Origin of the sequence: Glaciimonas sp. CA11.2 (assembly GCF_034314045.1) — a bacterium.
Taxonomy (GTDB): Bacteria; Pseudomonadota; Gammaproteobacteria; order Burkholderiales; family Burkholderiaceae_D; genus Glaciimonas.
Genome location: NZ_JAVIWL010000001.1, coordinates 2159866 through 2177269, shown reverse-complemented (window position 1 = coordinate 2177269; position 17404 = coordinate 2159866). Strand labels below are relative to the sequence as shown.

The following is a 17404-nucleotide window of genomic DNA, read 5'->3' as shown; positions in this document are numbered from 1 at the left end:
GAACATGCCCTCTCCCTCTAATCACGTACAACTGTGTTTCGGTAACGTCCGCCATACCCGGTTGCGTCCGGTACATCACGCATTCACGTATGGCGTGTATTACCTTCGCATACCTTTACGTGCACTGGGTGAGTCAAATTTTGATAGCCATTTTTTTTCACGTAACAAATTTAATTTTTTGTCGTTTCATGATCGTGATTATGGCGATGGACGACAAACTCCGTTGGCTTGGATAGATGCAACGCTGAAAACCGAAGGAATCGATGATGCCGACGGCGAAATTTGGCTTCAGACGTTTCCACGTGTACTTGGTTATGTGTTCAATCCGGTGTCGTTTTGGTTCTGTCATCGTCTGGATGGCAGCTTAAGGGCGGTGCTATGCGAAGTACGCAATACTTTTGGCGAGCAGCACAGCTATCTGCTCGACGGCAAAACCCAAGATGGCGGCAGCATTACATTCGGCACAGAATTGCGCGCCAACAAAATGTTTCATGTTTCACCATTCTGCGAAGTCGCTGGCGCTTATCGTTTTAGATTTATGCGCACGCAAAATCAACATGAAACCCTGCTGACCGAGCGCACGACAGCGCGCATCGAATATGACGATGCCAGTGGACCCTTAATTCTCACGAGTGTTTCAGGCACAGCGGAGCCACTTTTGCCGCTATCCGACCGGCTCGTCGCGCGTGCATTTTTCCGCTATCCAATCATGACTGTCGGCGTCATTCTTCGCATTCATTGGCAAGCGCTAAAGCTATGGCGCAAGCGCGTTCCCTTTTACAGCAAACCCGCTCCACCTTCTAACGAGGTATCCAGATGAACACCAACTCTACCCGTTCCAGCGCTTACGGTAACGCGCAAGATTACGATGGCATATCGACAAAACACTTCCCGGCTCGTGTGCAGTTTATTCTTCAGCTATTGCAAAAACTTGATCACGGCATTTTAATCATGGAGTTTCCCGATGGACAATCGGCGACTTATGGCAACGTTGCTGATGAGCGCGCTCGTCCCGTCACGATGATGCTAAAAAACTGGGACGTTTTCAACGCGGCTCTGAAGTCAGGCGACATCGGTTTTGCAGAAACGTTTATTGACGGCCATTGGAGTACAGACGATTTACCCGGACTGATCGAACTGTTCATCCGTAATCGGCAGGTGATTGAATCGGTGATCTACGGAACTTGGTGGGGGAATTTTTTGTATCGCGTAAAACATCTGTTTAATCGCAACAGCAAAACTGGCAGTCGCAAAAATATCCATGCACATTACGATATCGGCAATGACTTCTATCAATTATGGCTAGATCCTTCCATGACGTATTCGAGCGCATTATTTTCGGATGATCATGTTGAAAATCTACAGCAAGGTCAGGATGCCAAGTATCGCCGCATACTCAGCCAACTACGTCTTCCAGCCAACTCCCGTATTTTGGAGATCGGCTGCGGTTGGGGCGCTTTTGCCGAAATTGCGGTTCGTGAAGCCAACGCTCACGTTACTGGTCTCACGCTGTCTACTGAACAGCTACACTTTGCCAATCAGCGGCTGCAAGACGCGGGTGTCGTCAATCGGGTTGAACTGCTATTACAAGATTATCGGGATGTAGAGGGAAAATTCGACGGAATCGCCTCGATCGAAATGTTTGAGGCAGTCGGCGAGAAATATTGGCCGAGTTATTTCTCCTGTATTGCGAGCAATCTAAAAACTGGTGGGCGCGCCTGTATCCAGACCATTGTGATTGACGATACACTATTCGAACGTTATCGCCGCGGTACCGACTTCATACAGCAATACATTTTCCCCGGCGGTATGCTGCCATCGCCATCGGCGTTCCGCGCGCAGGCTGAAAGCCATGGCTTAAAGGTAGTCGATACCCTTTCATTTGGACTGGACTATGCCCGCACGTTGGTCGAGTGGCGTCGCGCATTTAAAGAGCAGCTCCCAAAAGTACGCGCGCAAGGCTTTGATGATCGATTTTTACGAACCTGGGATTTTTATCTGGCGTATTGCGAAGCGGGATTTATTGCCGGCAGTATCAACGTAGCCCAATTCACCTTGCAAAAGAAATAAAAACTTCCTGCTGCAAAAAAGAAGGTTGACGGCAGTTCGGGATGACGGAAAGTCTGAGATTGTAAGGAGAAAAGATGTTGATGGTTCAGATGAGCCAATGGCGCCGGTATTTATTAACTTGTGCGTTTTCGCTAGCTTCCCTCGGCAACGTTATCGCGGCCGACGACGCTGGAAGAATGCATGACAATCCGATTGTCAACCCAGCCATCAGCGCGCCAGCCCATATAGGCAACGCGCTCCCTCATGCGCGACTAGCTGGCCAAGGAAAATTCCGCTGGTTTGGATTATCCATTTATGACGCGCAGCTTTGGGTCGGAGATAAAGGTTTTCAACCATCAGCGCCTGATGCTGCGAGCTTTGCACTTGATTTACGCTATAGCCGGTCATTCGACGGCAGTAAAATTGCTGAAAGCAGCATCGATCAAATGCGGAAAATTGGCAGCGGTAGCGACGCAGAATACGGACCATGGCTTAGTCAAATGAAATCCATTTTCCCTCACGTGATCGACGGATCGCATATTACCGGGATATTTCTTCCAAATGTCGGCACGCGTTTTTATATGGATGGAAAAATGATCGGAGAAATCAACGATCCACATTTCGCAACAGCATTTTTTGGCATTTGGCTTTCACCAAAAACGACAAGTCCCACGCTACGCAAAGCGCTTTTGATGAATGCGACTACTTCAACCAATTCAACACAGCACGAATGACACTATTAGGATTCCCTGCGCTTCTCAAATATGGCCTGTTTGGTTTACCACTGGCGCTGGTTGCATTACCGGTGTACGTCTATGTTCCACAATTTTATTCCGACAGATTTGGTATTTCACTGTCTCTCATCGGTCTGATTTTGCTGATAACCCGCTTGTTTGATGCATTTATCGATCCGGCAATTGGTCGCTGGCTTGACCACGCACACACCGAAGATCGATTCAGAAATGCGATCTGGCTGGGAGTGCCCTTATTGGCGATTGGTTTCAGTGCGCTATTTTTACCGCCTGCGTTTGCGGAGCGATTTCCACTGTCGTGGCTAGTACTGGCATTGCTCATCGTGTACGTTGGCTTTAGTATTGGTACGATAGCCCATCAAAGTTGGGGCGCAGCCCTCACGCAAGCTTTGGAACAACGCTCACGTCTTACTGCAACGCGCGAGGCTTGCGGTTTGATTGGCGTGGTGCTTGCAGCGGCGCTACCCAGCTTGCTGGGCATTCGCTGGTTACCACCAATATTCGTCATCCTGCTGGTTGCATCGGCATTCATACTTAAGCTCGCCCCAAAGCCTGGTCCTTCAAATGGAATTATCATGGAGACGACGGATCGTGGAGCATTTCTGTCAGGAGTTTTATTGCCATTTGGAAATTCTCGCTTTTGCTGGCTGTTCGGCATTTTTGTAGTGAATGGCATTGCGGCGGCGATACCGGCAACGTTATTCCTATTTTTTGTAGATGATCAATTGCAACTCGGAAAATATGGTGGTTTATTTCTGATGCTGTACTTTTTGGCTGGTGCGATATCAATGCCAGGCTGGTCTGCGCTAGCCCGACGCTTCGGTGAAGCCCGCGTCTGGTTCACCGCAATGCTGTTGGCGATCGCCGCTTTTGTATGGGCTTATGGATTAACGGCCGGTGATATGCTGCCCTTTTCGCTCATATGCATCATGTCCGGTTTTGCATTGGGAGCCGACCTGTTACTGCCGCCAGCTCTGCTCGCTGGCGTGATCGCGAATGGCGGTCATAGCTCTCAAAAAGAAGGCGCTTATTTCGGTATATGGAGCTGGGCGACCAAAATCAATCTGGCTTTAGCAGCTGGCATTTCATTGCCACTGCTGCAATACCTTGGCTACCAGCCACACCTTATCAATCACCAAGGCGCGCAAGCGCTGGCAATTGGTTATGCAGTACTCCCATGCGCGCTAAAGCTCATTGCCGCAATGATCCTATGGAGGGCTCCTTTGCGCCACGTTTAAGCAATCTCAAAGCGACCTATGAACAACCTTTAGCGCCCGTCTGTCACTTTCGGACATCATCCTTTTCGGAGAACAGTATGAAATCGTTTTTAAAAATATTGGTGGTGGGAATCATCGTCTTATTAAATGGATGCAGCACGACATCCGAGGGTAATATTTATGCAGACCAAAAACCAACGCTCAGCCTCCAGCAATACTTCAATGGCACGCTGGACGCCTGGGGTATGTTTCAAGATCGTTCCGGTAAAGTAGTCAAACGCTTTACCGTCGTCATTCAATGTAAATGGGAAGGTGACACCGGCACTCTGGATGAGGACTTCACTTATTCCGATGGCACGAAACAACGCCGCATCTGGACTTTGAAAAAAGTGGGGCCAAACAAGTTCATTGGTACCGCATCTGACATCGTAGGGGAAGCAATTGGTATTACCGATGGTAATACCTTACGTTGGAAATACGTTCTGGCATTGCCAGTGGATGGACGTATCATCAATGTCAGCCTCGATGATTTAATGGTCCAAATGGATCAACGCGTCATGCTCAATCATGCAGTAATGAGCAAATTCGGCTTTAAGGTCGGCGACATTAGTTTGTCGTTTAATAAGCGCCCTTAAACAGTGAAAAGCAGAGTTAGCCATCCAGCCTTTATTTCGAAGACACTATGAATCTCATGAATCCGATGAATGCGCCACTCCGCGACTGGCATAAGCAACGTGTCTGGGTGATCGGTGCCTCTAGCGGTATCGGTGCGGAAACTGCTCGCAAGCTTCTGGCAAAAGGCGCTCGCGTTGCTCTGTCGGCGCGTAACGCCACAGGACTGAACGAGATTGCCGCCGGTCAGCACAATGCCCTCACTGTTGTGCTCGACATTACTCAGCACGACACCGTGCTTGCTGCGCGGGACCAAATTCTCAATGCGTGGCACGGTATTGATCTGATATTGATCGTTGCGGGCGGCTATGGTGAAATGCGCGTCGATAGTTTTGATTTGACACTCGCCAACCGCCTGATTGATCTCAATTTACGCGGCGTCATGCACTGCCTTGATGCTACTTTGCCCGTTTTGTTGAAACAAGGTCAAGGTGCGATTGGCATTGTGGCATCGGTCGCAGGCTACAGCGGGCTACCAAGGGCGATGGCGTACGGCGCAACCAAAGCGGCGCTAATCAATTTATCGGAATGTCTCTATTTTGATCTGCACCCGCGGGGAATTGGGGTGTATCTGATCAATCCAGGTTTTGTGGACACGCCCCTGACTGCTGATAATGACTTTCCAATGCCTGCCATGATGTCGGCCTCAAGCGCCGCTGAAGCGCTGATTGAAGGCGTTGAACGTGGTCACTTTCACATTCATTTCCCCAAACGGTTTACCAACTGGCTGCGCTTTGCACGCCTGTTGCCTTATCGTGCTTACTTCGCGTTGATACACAAGGTGACTGGGCTATGAATACAACTCATCAACAACAATTGACCGAGCAACAGGATGATCAGCGGGGTGATCAACATAAGAATTTGTTGCGGATCGTGACGTTCTTTGAGACCTTATCTCTCGATAATTTGGCGTTGATCCCACTAATTTACGCCCGGGATGCATGGTTCAAAGATCCCTTCAATGAGATCACAGGACTGCCTGCCATTAAACATTTATTTACGCATATGTTTGTCCAGGTTGACGACCCGCGCTTCGTTATTACGCACCATATGCATCAGGGCGACACGGCCTTCATGACGTGGGAGTTTTACTTTCGGATGAAACGTTTTTCTAGCGCCGATCAATGCATACGCGGCGCTACGCATTTTCGCTTGGATAACGACGGCTATATTATCTACCATCGCGACTATTGGGATGCGGCAGAAGAACTATACGAAAAGCTACCCGTATTAGGTGCCCTCATGCGCTTATTGAAACGCGGGGCGAAAGCCAGTGACACACCAGACCGCGGCCATACAATCTTACAAAACTAGCCCGATACCTACCCAACGATTGCGCAGAGGGTCAACATCCAACCTGCTGCGCAACTGATCCAAAAACCTTATTTCAACTCTATTTTCTTACTGCGAGAGACTGGCGAAGCTTTAGCGGTACCAACCTTGAGCTTGGTTCTCGCTGTGGCAGTGGTTGATTTGGTCGCTCTCGAGGCTGCACCCGGCTTAACCTTCGGTTTCACTTTGGTTGGGTTACTCTTCGCAGTTTCCCCTGGTTTGGCTGCAGATTTTCGGGCCTTGGTTGACGCTTTCGGCTCTTTCGGCATCGCTGCCTCAGCCGCCATAACACCACTCACCACTTGCTTAAACTGGTTTTGTAGAACATCCCACCAAACGCCGGTATTAGCCGCCGGCGACGCATCTGACGCACTAGTAGAATGATTTTCCGTAGCGACGTCCTCCGGCTGGGCAGGAGCCGGTGGTTCAGCAATCGGCGCAGCAGCTTGCTGAGGTACTGTTTCGTTTGCCGCTTTCGCTTTTTCTGGCATAAACGAAAATGGAAATTGGGAAGCCATTGTTGCCCAGGCGGCCGCACCTTCGGTAACGCTCTCGGCTGCTGAGGTATCGGTAAACTGCGCAGTTGCCTTGCCATCGGCAGATGGCATCAGCGCACCGATTGACTTCAAGGCGGTCAATGTTGCACTTTGCACTTCCAGCGCTTGAATCGTTGTCCGCAACATATTTAGATTGAGGCTAAGCCAACCTTCGACAGCTTTCAGATCTGTGACCTTCTTATCTATTTCCTCAACCGAAATGATCGGCACTACCATGCCAGGCACGCCCATTCCGCCCCACATTTTCTTAATGAAATCAACACTGTTCGACATCGCGTCCGCTCCGAGAAAATTAGGATTGCTCATATGAATCTCCTTAAATTATTTTGTCCACATTTTATTTTTGCCACCATCGCATACTATACCGCCCACAAACGCTTTGTTGTGACCGATCAAGGAATCATTGGTTTATTTTTACCGTACTATCAATCATCCATTTTCTGCGACAAAAGAACTCCATAAAATATCACCATGACATTTCTCCGAAGAATCATGAATGACTTGAAGAGGTCATTATATTTACCGATCGGGACTTTCCAGTTGGTGTGCGATCTCATTATTAAACCAACGCGCTCCAAGCGGCATAAGGCACACCGGCAGCGTTCGGTTTACACTACGTAAATGACGAGGCCTTCCACAGACGCGACCAAAGACACGCGCAATACACAACCAAACAGAACGGCATCACGTGGCTGGCTGATTGTGCTCGCGGCTTCACTTCTATTGCATCTCTTTCTGATCAATTGGGGCAGCAACTTGCTCACAGTGCCTAAAATTGCGTCTGACAAGTCTCCAGTCATCATAGCGGAGCTAAAGCCATTGCCGCCGGTAGATAAGCCAATTTTGGCGCCAAAGCCGATTCCCCCCAAGCCTTCGCCCGTATTACGCAAAGTGCAGAGAAAAACAGCTGACCGACCACAATCAAAGCCTTCGGAACCTGAAGTTCCGGATATGCCGATCAAAGAAACCAGAACACCTATTCCGAATAGCGTGTCCGACAACATCACCAACAATACAGCGCCAGCCGCCATTAATGGCAATGGCCCAGAAACCGCATCAACCGGCGATGCATCCAGTGGCGCGCCCGTGCAACCCGTACCGAAAGTCGAGCCAGTTGCACCGCCACCGCCAACCGCTGTACATTACGACATCAAACCGCCGCCATCTGCCGAACTGAAATACGACGTTGAGGCTCTCAATAAAGGGCAAACTTATCATGGCGGCGGAAAAATTACGTGGCAAACCGATGGTACCAATTACACGATCAATGGCGAAGCGGGCGTATTGTTCATTAGCGCCCTGGACTTTAAGAGCGAGGGCGAGATCAACGCCTATGGCGTAGCGCCGGTGCTCTACACCGAGAAAAAATTCCGCAAACCAGCCACTAGCACGCACTTCTTACGCGAGCCTAACAATATTACTTTTTCTGCCTCAGCCAATAGCTATCCGCGCACCGGTGGTGAGCAAGACCGCGCCAGCATCGTCTGGCAATTGGCCAGTATAGGACGTGGCGATGCGGGAAAAATTGTTCCGGGCGGTGTCATCGATTTATTTGTCGCAGGAGACAAGGATGCCGAAACCTGGCGTTTTCAAATCCTGGGGCAGGAAGAAATCAAAGTAGGCACTGGAACCGTCATGACTTGGCATCTGGCGCGAAAGCCGCAAAAAGGTTCATACGAGAAAACTCTCGACATCTGGTTAGCCCCGCAACAGCAGTGGTATCCGGTTAAATTGCGCTTCACCGAAAATAATGGGGACTATTTGGATATGTCGCTGTCTAAACTTAAGCTGCTTAACTGAACAACTTAATACATCAACAATACCTAACTGACCATTCACCGTTTTTTGCTTGCGCGTGAAACGCTCTTTTGGTCGAATTTCCTGGCCATATTTTAAATGAAGACTATGAAAATTCTCTCGCATTCGTATGCACGTATTGCTATTGCCGCACTGCTTTGCAGCGCTAGCATTTACGCATTTTCTGCAAATACAGATCACACGGTCACGAAACGGCCAGTTAATTTGCCACCGTCTGCCCAACTAGACTATACGATCAGAGCGCGACAAAGTGGTCTTTCGATTAGCGGCGACGCTGTGGTCAAATGGCAAACGGATGGACGCGACTATAGCGTCGAAGCCATCACCCGAGCCATGATTTTAGGAAAAATCCTGGAAGCTAAAAGTGATGGAAAAATTGACGATTACGGCTTAGCACCAACCCAGTTCACCGATAAGCGCTTCCGTAAAAGCGTTACTACGACGACATTCAATCGCGATGCGACCGGCGGAACAATCACCTTTTCTCCCTCCGATGCATCGTATCCGATCAAAGGTGGCGAACAGGACCGAACTAGTATTGTGTGGCAGCTGGTCGCGGTCGCGCGTGCGGCCGCCAAACAATTCAAACCCGGTTCAGACTGGGTGTTTTTCGTCGCTGGTCAACGCGACGCCGAGCCGTGGACCTTCAAAGTCATTAATCAAGAAAAAATTACGACCGGGACGGGCGAGGTGGACGCCGTGCATATATTTAGAGAGCCGCCACCTGATGCAACTGAACAGCGTTTAGATATCTGGCTGGCACCATCACTTGAATGGTATCCGGTGCGCATCCGCTTTACCGATCCTAATAATGATTTTGTCGACCAGACACTGGCCAAAATCAGTAAATAACGACACCCATTTAGTGGGAACAGCCGATCAAGGCTGATTATTTTTGCGAGATGATATTTGGCGCTTATGAGAAAATGCGCCATCGCTTAACGTTTAAGTCCGTTCATCCGTGACGAATGGATAAACGAGTGGATGTCGTTGTCAAAGGTAACTTTGCCGATGTGACGACCGCCGAGCAGCGATCGCCATAATAATTTTTACTTAATAAAAAGATACATATATGACAGTCCCAAACGGTGCATTAGTTCTATTCAGCGGTGGTCAGGATTCAACTACATGCCTGGCGTGGGCATTGTCACGCTACGATCGAGTGGAAACCATCGGTTTTGATTACGGTCAGCGGCATGCTGTTGAGCTGACGCAACGTCCGATATTATTGCAAAAATTGCGCGCCCAATCGGCCGAATGGAATACGAAATTAGAAGAAGATCATGTCATCGATTTATCCCTGATTTCTAAAATTTCCTCCACCGCCATGACGGAGGATGTCGAGATCGTCATGCAAGAAAATGGCCTACCCAATACCTTTGTTCCAGGCCGCAATCTGTTATTTATGACCGTTGCCGCAACCGTCGCTTATCGCCGTGGTCTCAATGTTCTGGTTGGCGGCATGTGTGAAACCGACTTCTCCGGCTATCCGGACTGCCGGGACGACACCATGAAGGCATTACAAGTCGCTCTCAATCTCGGCATGGCAACACGCATCAAGCTGGAAACACCCTTAATGTGGATTGATAAGTCGCAAACATGGAAATTAGCGCAAGAACTTGGCGGCGATGCGCTGGTCGATCTGATTCGCGCCGATACGCACACTTGTTATTTAGGGGAGCGCGGGACGCTACACGATTGGGGATATGGCTGCGGAACGTGTCCAGCCTGCGCCCTACGCGCGCGGGGTTATCAAGAATTTGTGGCTGAATAGGCTTCCTTACAAATCTGAAATCAGTCTAAACATGATGCAATCGCATCAGCCATAAAAAATGACCAGAATTTCCGGTCATTTTTTTATTCAACTTATTCCTACACGCTTTGCTGCATGGAAAATCTACATATTAAGCAGCAATAGAACTTTTCGCCACACCGTGCGCTTCCGGCGAAGGGTGATCAAACTCCTTGATTAACTGCTGCTCTTTCACCTTTGCTGCGGCTAAATGCCGATCCTTAACATGCCCATAACCCCGAATTTCTTCAGGAATACTGGCAATCGCCACTGCGCTTGCCAGATTTTCCGATGTCAATCGGGGAAGCAACGCGTCGATCGTTTGACGATAATGCGTGATCAGATCGCGTTCTTCTTTACGTTCTGCTGTGTAGCCAAAAATATCCAGCTTGCTGCCACGCAGAAATTTACACTTTGCCAGTACGCCAAATGCACGCATCATCCAAGGGCCAAATTCCTGCTTGATCAAATGTCCGTTGGCATCATGCTTGGCAAATAGCGGAGGCGCGAGATGGAATTTAATCTTGTAATCGCCTTCAAACATCCCAGCAATTTTTTGACTAAAGGCACCATCGGTATACAACCGTGCGACCTCATACTCATCTTTATAGGCCATCAATTTAAACAGATAGTTAGCGACGGCCATGCTTAAGCGTGACGACTGTGATGATCCCCGACTTCCGCCATTTAGCTGCAATTGATGCTCAGCCTGCTGAACGCGTCCAACAAAGGTCCGATATTGCTCTGCGTAAGCAGCATCTTGATATGCAGTCAAAAATGCCACCCGGCGCGATATCACATCGTCCAACGTTGGGGTCCGCTTAAACGCGATCACTTGCGCCGGACTATCGTTGATACGCGTACGCTGATCAAGGCCAATCGGATCACACGCTGCCGTGCGGCCCCATAAGAACGCTTGTTTATTAAACGCAACTTGTAGCGCGTTCAATTCAATCGCCTGCAACAACGACGCCTCGGTCAGCGGCACCCAGCCTTTTTGCCATGCGTAACCCAACATAAACATGTTGGTCGCAATTCCGTCACCCATCAACACCGTCGCGATGCGACCTGCATCGATAAACTCAACGCGATCATTACCGCAAGCTGCACGAATATCTTTCTCGGCGGCGGCATCCGGTGACTGCCAGTCCGGATTTTTTACAAATGCTGCCGTGGGCGTACGCGTGGCATTGATCGCTGCAAACGTGCGTCCTTCGCCCATCCGCGACAAAGCATCTCGGCTAGCGGTCACAATTGCATCGCACCCGATAACGAGATCAGCATCGCCGGTACCGACACGGGTCGAATGCAAATCGTCGGGATGATCGGCCAGCCGCACATGCGACATCACCGGTCCACCTTTTTGTGCCAGACCACTCATGTCCAGTACCGAGCAACCTTTACCTTCAACGTGGGCGGCCATCGCCAGAATCTGTCCGATAGTGACCACGCCGGTACCACCGATTCCTGTGACCAGAATGCCGTAGGGCTTTGTCGTTGTTGGCAATATTGGCGTCGGCAAACTCGCGACCGCTTCCACCGTTTGCTTTGCAGAATCGGTTGCTAAAGGTTTGGCGACAAGCTTGGCCGGTTTCTTCAAATTGCCGCCTTCAACAGTAACGAAGCTCGGACAAAAACCAGTGACACAAGAAAAATCCTTATTGCAGGATGATTGATTAATCTGACGCTTACGACCAAACTCGGTTTCGAGCGGTTCAACCGACAGACAATTGGACTGCACACTACAATCACCGCAACCTTCGCAGACTGCCTCATTGATCACTGCACGTTTGGCTGGATCTGGATACTCGTTGCGTTTCCGGCGGCGGCGCTTTTCTGACGCGCAGGTTTGATCGTAAATCATGGCAGACGCACCGACAATTTCCCGCAACTCACGTTGCACCGCATCCAATTCGCTGCGATGCCGGATAGTCACGCCAGGTGCCCAATTGGTTGATGACGGATATTTATCCGGTTCATCGGTCACAACAATGATCGGTGATACGCCTTCGGCGGCGATTTGGCGTGAAATCATCGCTGGGTCAAGCGGCCCGTCAAACGCCTGACCGCCCGTCATCGCGACCGCATCGTTATATAAAATTTTATAGGTGATATTTACTTTGGCCGCGACCGAGGCCCGGATCGCTAACAACCCTGAGTGGAAATACGTACCATCGCCGAGATTGGCGAAAACGTGTTTTTCGCTGGTGAACGGCGCTTGACCAATCCAGTTGACGCCTTCGCCGCCCATGTGCGTGAAGGTGGATGTTTCGCGATCCATCCACAACACCATGTAATGGCAACCGATACCGGCCAACCCACGACTACCTTCTGGTAATTTTGTCGAGGTATTGTGCGGACAGCCAGAACAAAAATGCGGCACGCGATCTTTGTTAGGGTCAGGCTTGCTGCTGATATTAAGCAGCGCTTCTTTCGCTTCCAGATAAGCCACCCGCTCCTTAACGCGCTGTTCAACTGGATGACCGGCAAAGTATTTTGAAATCCGCGTGGCTATCGCACGCGCAATTTGCGCCGGATTCAACTCATAGGTTGCAGGCAACAACCAATCACCGTGACCCGCGCCATGATTGCTCCATTCGCCGGTGTCATCAAATTTTCCGACCACGCGCGGACGCACATCATCGCGCCAGTTGTACAACTCTTCTTTCAATTGATACTCTAAAATTTGGCGCTTTTCTTCGACCACCAGAATCTCTTCAAGACCTTGCGCAAATTCGCGCACACCTTCGGCTTCCAGCGGCCAGGTCATACCGACCTTGAACAATCGAATGCCGATATCGCGTGCAATTCCCTCATCAATCCCCAGATCGGCGAGCGCCTGCCTCGTATCAAGATAGGATTTACCAGCGGTAATGATACCGATTCGGGCGCGCGGACTATCCCAGATAATTTTATTGAGCTTGTTGGCGCGTGCATACGCCAGCGCGGCGTACCATTTGAAATTGTTCATGCGGGCTTCCTGACCCAACACGGTATCCGGAAGGCGTATATTTAAGCCATCCGCAGGCATTTCAAAATCCGTTGGCAATACGATTTTCACGCGATCAGGATCAAGCTCAACCGAAGCACCCGACTCAACCACATCGGTCACGCATTTCATTGATACCCACAGCCCGGTATAACGGCTCATGGCCCAGCCATGCATACCGTAATCGAGATATTCTTGCACCGATGATGGGTATAAAACAGGAATCCCGCATGCCTTCAGAATATGTTCACTTTGATGGGCGGTCGTGGACGATTTTGCTGCATGATCATCGCCTGCCAGGACAAGTACGCCACCATATTTCGAGGTGCCCGCCATATTGGCGTGTTTGAAAACGTCGCCGCAGCGATCTACACCCGGACCTTTGCCGTACCACAACCCAAATACGCCATCATATTGCGCACCGGGAAACAAATTGACTTGCTGCGTGCCCCATATACTAGTGGCAGCGAGATCTTCGTTCATGCCAGGATGAAATTTAACGTTGTGTCCGTCGAGATATTTTTTTGCCTTGGCCGCCATCAAATCGACGCCGCCTAATGGCGACCCGCGATAACCGGTAATGTATCCGGCGGTATTTAGGCCAGCCAAAACGTCGCGCTGATGTTGCAACATCGGCAACCGCACGATCGCTTGCGTGCCGGTCATAAACGCCCGTCCGCGCTCAAGCGTGAATTTGTCGTCTAGCGATATGGGAACAGAATGGGAGATGGAAACATCGCCAGATTCAGGGGGAGTCGCTAAAGGCGAGTCAGTGGTCAGCAATTCTGCTGTTAGTGGTGCGTTCATTCAGTCTCCGTGCCAAAAATTATGTTTTTGATTGCACTACGCCTGTGTATGTATCTTTGTAAGGATCTGGATAAAGATCATGTACACGCACAAGCATGATTAAAACGTCTTCGCCTTATGAGCGAATCATTCTTTATGTGCATTAATTTTGCTGCATTTCCATGATAAGCCAAGTTTCGTCCTGATGCACTATAGGGGCTACGAGATTGCGGAGTATTACGGCAAATAATACTGGTCCAAAGAAAACTTGGCATATGGTAACAACTGTAACAAGGCGTAAGTCCCGTGGAAAACATCAAGTGTTAAGGGTGTAATGATGTCTTGTTTGGAGCGGCTGATGACCTCCCCTGGACCGGTCGCTTCGGATAAACCTCCCTCTAGTGTTCCCTTATTCACTAGTTACGGATTCTGCCCACCGCGGCAGAATCCGTTTTTTTTGTCCATGGTTTTGCAATCCGCGATGCCTTTTTAAGCGCTTTATAACGCCGTTAAGTTAGTTATGCGGCAGATTAGTTTCACCCATTTGTAACGCATTCGCTGGCAGCGGCTCCATAGAGGCTATCCCTTGATAAAGTGGCAAGAAATCTGGTGCCGTTTCATCAAATAACTGCTGAAAATCACGAATGACGAAATAGGTTTCCTGATACGAATCGATTTTGTATAAGGTGCGCATAATCCGTTCCAGGTCGAACGGAATCCGCCTTGCAGCAGGGTTGGTCAGGCTGTGTTCAATCTCTCCACCAGACGACAAAATACCCGCGCCATACACACGCAAACCTGACGGGCTCTCGATCAAACCAAATTCAATCGTGTACCAGTACAACCGTGCCAACATTGCCAGACCATCGACTTTTAACGCTTTCAAACCGCCTTTGCCATACTCTTGCAAATGGTCGGCAAAAATAGGATTAAACAGCAACGGCACATGGCCAAAAAAATCATGAAAAACATCCGGCTCAACAATATAGTCAAACTCTTCTGGCTCGCGCAGCCACACGGTCACGGGAAAGCGGCGGTTTGCCAAGTGATCAAAAAAAGTGTGATCAGGGATCAGTCCCGGCACAGCTACCAAACACCAGCCGGTTGCCTTCAATAAAAGTGCTGACGTGTCCTCAAAACGCGGAATGCCATCGCCAATATTCAAACGTTCCAGACTCTCGATAAAGACGTCACACGCACGTCCCGGGATGAGCTTGGCCTGACGCTGGTACAGGCGTCGCCAGAGCGCATGTTGTTCCGGTGTATAGGCGTCCCAATCCTGCTGAACCACGTAGTTGGCATCGATTTTTCGGTAGTCGCCGCGAAGGCCCACTCCGTCTGACTTTTCAGCAACTGTTGCAAAAAAATCTGCTGTATTTACGCCATGATCTGGCTTCGCGTCTGCCGTCACGTTTGCTTTATTGCTGACCGCATTAATTAGTGCGTCATCATCCGCACTGGCCACGCTCAGGACATCATTGTTTGCACGTGTGTTCATCATCAGTTCCTAAAAATCATTGGATATCGGTATCCATTATTAACTCAATGCGGCGGGGTTACAGTCACGTCCTTAAGCACGCCTCGCTTGATTTGATCCAGCTCAATGGACTCAAACAGCGCCCGGAAATTTCCCTCACCAAAACCTTGATCCCCCTTACGCTGAATAATCTCAAAAAAAATCGGCCCGATCACATTTTGCGTAAATATCTGCAACAGTAACTCTCGCTCAGTGGCATTACTGGTGCCATCAATCAGAATGCGCAAACGTTTCAAATCATCCAGTCGTTCACCGTGCGCAGGCAAGCGCCGGTCCACAATATCGTAATAGGTTTCTATCGTGTCCTGAAACGCGACATCGCGGACTTTCATGTCGGTGATACTGGTATAAATATCATCCGTTCCCAGCGCAATGTGTTGAATCCCTTCACCATGATACAGGTCAAGATATTCTGCTATTTGTGATTTATCGTCGGACGATTCGTTAATCGGAATGCGAATTTTTCCGCAAGGCGAGGTCATCGCTTTGGACTTCAATCCGGTTAACTTACCTTCAATATCGAAATATCGCACTTCGCGAAAGTTGAACAAATTCTCGTAAAAATCCGCCCATTCTTTCATACGACCGCGATGCACGTTATGCGTCAAATGATCGATGTATGTCAAACCACATCCGGTCTGCTTTGTTTCCGCGCCAGGGATGGCAATGAAATCGACGTCGTAAATACTGATATCGCCAATTCCGCCTGTGGTGTTCTTGCCGTGCCAACGGTCCACGAAATAAATCAAGGAATCGCCCACGCCTTTGATTGCAGGGATATTTAACTCCATCGGGCCGGTTCGATTGTCAAAACCCCATGCGCCCAGTTCCAGCGCGCGCTTATAAGCAAAGGCGGCATCCTTGACGCGTAACGCAATCGCGCAAACCGACGGTCCATGCTGACGTGCAAAACGCTGTGCGAAAGAATCCTGCTCGGCATTGATTATAAAATTAATGTCACCTTGACGATACAAGGTGACGGCTTTATGGCGGTGGCGGGCAATCGCTGTGAAGCCCATTTTTTCAAACAACGCCGCCATCGCTGCTGGATCTGGTGCTGCATATTCGATAAATTCAAAGCCATCGGTCCCCATAGGATTATCCCAAGGTTGAAATTCCATGCCGGTCTCCTCAATGCGTTATTGATCTGATAAGTGGCGTGAAGCTGACTTGAATGCCTCGGATAGCCCGCATAACCCATATTTGATTTTACAAACAAAAATGCTATCCATGTCGCGCTTCTATCGCCACTCCTGCATTTAAGTATAAGTGGACGGGGCTAGCAGATAATTGCAAAGTGGCTGTAAAATCTATATTTACGGCACGAATATTGCTCAAATTATTTAATTAAGGGTTTTTTATGGCCGCAATAGACTTTGATAAAACTGATCGCAAAATTCTGGCAATTTTGCAGGAAGATGGACGCCTCACCAATCAAGAGGTGGCAGAGCGCGTGAACCTGTCGCCGTCCCCTTGCTTGCGACGCATCAAACGACTGGAAGAAGCGGGTGTCATTCGCCAATATGTCGCATTGCTCGCACCGGAAAAAATTGGATTGGGTCTACTAGCTTACGTCAACGTCCGGCTGGAAAAACATGGCGCTTCGCAACCCAGCGGCAGTCGCCCCAATACGCCCATTACGCATTCCCCACGGGATGATTTTTCGGCGTCGGTAACGCATTGGCCAGAAGTCGTAGCCTGTTACGCGATGACTGGTGAAATGGATTATTTGTTGCGGGTGCACGTTGAAGACATGACGCATTTTTCGCGCTTCATGATGGAGACGCTGCTGCGCCATCCGGCGGTGTTAGATGTTAAATCGAGCTTCGCACTACAGCGATTAAAGGATACGACTGCATTACCACTGCTTTAATATTATTTTTCATTTACGACAATTGAACTC

General features: G+C 49.5%; 15 protein-coding genes. 11 read left to right on the top strand and 4 right to left on the bottom strand.

All coding sequences use genetic code 11. The features are described 5' to 3' along the window. The first annotated feature begins 4 nt into the window (after positions 1 to 4). The 7 genes from RGU75_RS09290 (at position 5) to RGU75_RS09260 (ending at position 6004) form a co-directional block, all read left to right on the top strand. A complete protein-coding gene (locus tag RGU75_RS09290) occupies positions 5 to 820 on the top strand; it encodes a DUF1365 domain-containing protein (RefSeq protein ID WP_322235206.1) in 816 nt (271 codons plus the stop codon). Further along, the gene (locus RGU75_RS09285; RefSeq protein WP_322235203.1) at positions 817 to 2070 is read left to right on the top strand and encodes a cyclopropane-fatty-acyl-phospholipid synthase family protein; all 1254 of its coding nucleotides are present in this window, start codon (positions 817 to 819) and stop codon (positions 2068 to 2070) included. Before RGU75_RS09290 ends, RGU75_RS09285 begins: the two co-directional genes overlap by 4 nt. A gap of 74 nt (positions 2071 to 2144) precedes the next feature. Continuing rightward, the gene (locus tag RGU75_RS09280; protein ID WP_322235202.1) at positions 2145 to 2783 is read left to right on the top strand and encodes a chalcone isomerase family protein; all 639 of its coding nucleotides are present in this window, start codon (positions 2145 to 2147) and stop codon (positions 2781 to 2783) included. After that, a complete protein-coding gene (locus RGU75_RS09275; protein ID WP_322235200.1) occupies positions 2780 to 4039 on the top strand; it encodes an MFS transporter in 1260 nt (419 codons plus the stop codon). Before RGU75_RS09280 ends, RGU75_RS09275 begins: the two co-directional genes overlap by 4 nt. A 77-nt stretch (positions 4040 to 4116) precedes the next feature. Next, positions 4117 to 4653, top strand: a complete 537-nt coding sequence (locus tag RGU75_RS09270; RefSeq protein ID WP_322235199.1) for a DUF3833 domain-containing protein — start codon at positions 4117 to 4119, stop codon at positions 4651 to 4653. Positions 4654 to 4700: 47 nt separating this feature from the next. Beyond that, the gene (locus tag RGU75_RS09265; RefSeq protein WP_322235197.1) at positions 4701 to 5486 is read left to right on the top strand and encodes an SDR family NAD(P)-dependent oxidoreductase; all 786 of its coding nucleotides are present in this window, start codon (positions 4701 to 4703) and stop codon (positions 5484 to 5486) included. Continuing rightward, positions 5483 to 6004 carry a nuclear transport factor 2 family protein gene (locus RGU75_RS09260; protein WP_322235195.1) on the top strand — a complete coding sequence of 174 codons (522 nt, stop codon included), beginning with the start codon at positions 5483 to 5485 and terminating at the stop codon, positions 6002 to 6004. The genes RGU75_RS09265 and RGU75_RS09260 overlap by 4 nt, the downstream gene beginning before the upstream one ends. A gap of 68 nt (positions 6005 to 6072) precedes the next feature. On the opposite strand, the gene RGU75_RS09255 is transcribed toward RGU75_RS09260, so the two are convergent. Then, on the bottom strand, positions 6073 to 6885 hold the full coding sequence (locus tag RGU75_RS09255) for a PhaM family polyhydroxyalkanoate granule multifunctional regulatory protein (protein ID WP_322235194.1): 813 nt from the start codon (positions 6883 to 6885) through the stop codon (positions 6073 to 6075). A 315-nt stretch (positions 6886 to 7200) separates the two neighbouring features. Between RGU75_RS09255 and RGU75_RS09250 the strand changes: the two genes are divergently transcribed. The 3 genes from RGU75_RS09250 (at position 7201) to queC (ending at position 10171) form a co-directional block, all read left to right on the top strand. Further along, on the top strand, positions 7201 to 8379 hold the full coding sequence (locus tag RGU75_RS09250; RefSeq protein ID WP_322235192.1) for a DUF3108 domain-containing protein: 1179 nt from the start codon (positions 7201 to 7203) through the stop codon (positions 8377 to 8379). A 105-nt stretch (positions 8380 to 8484) separates the two neighbouring features. Continuing rightward, positions 8485 to 9249, top strand: coding sequence for a DUF3108 domain-containing protein (locus RGU75_RS09245; protein WP_322235190.1), 765 nt, complete (start codon positions 8485 to 8487; stop codon positions 9247 to 9249). 220 nt (positions 9250 to 9469) lie between these two features. After that, complete coding sequence (queC, locus tag RGU75_RS09240) at positions 9470 to 10171, top strand: 7-cyano-7-deazaguanine synthase QueC (RefSeq protein ID WP_322235188.1); 702 nt, start codon at positions 9470 to 9472, stop codon at positions 10169 to 10171. A 130-nt stretch (positions 10172 to 10301) separates the two neighbouring features. On the opposite strand, the gene RGU75_RS09235 is transcribed toward queC, so the two are convergent. The 3 genes from RGU75_RS09235 to hppD form a co-directional block, all read right to left on the bottom strand. Continuing rightward, positions 10302 to 13985, bottom strand: a complete 3684-nt coding sequence (locus tag RGU75_RS09235) for an indolepyruvate ferredoxin oxidoreductase family protein (RefSeq protein ID WP_322235186.1) — start codon at positions 13983 to 13985, stop codon at positions 10302 to 10304. 493 nt (positions 13986 to 14478) lie between these two features. Further along, the gene (gene phhA / locus RGU75_RS09230; RefSeq protein ID WP_322235184.1) at positions 14479 to 15465 is read right to left on the bottom strand and encodes a phenylalanine 4-monooxygenase; all 987 of its coding nucleotides are present in this window, start codon (positions 15463 to 15465) and stop codon (positions 14479 to 14481) included. A gap of 41 nt (positions 15466 to 15506) precedes the next feature. Next, positions 15507 to 16622: a 4-hydroxyphenylpyruvate dioxygenase gene (gene hppD / locus RGU75_RS09225; RefSeq protein ID WP_322235181.1), complete on the bottom strand. Its 1116-nt coding sequence runs from the start codon at positions 16620 to 16622 to the stop codon at positions 15507 to 15509. A 239-nt stretch (positions 16623 to 16861) separates the two neighbouring features. Between hppD and RGU75_RS09220 the strand changes: the two genes are divergently transcribed. Further along, positions 16862 to 17374 carry an Lrp/AsnC family transcriptional regulator gene (locus RGU75_RS09220; RefSeq protein ID WP_322235178.1) on the top strand — a complete coding sequence of 171 codons (513 nt, stop codon included), beginning with the start codon at positions 16862 to 16864 and terminating at the stop codon, positions 17372 to 17374. Positions 17375 to 17404 lie beyond the last annotated feature (30 nt).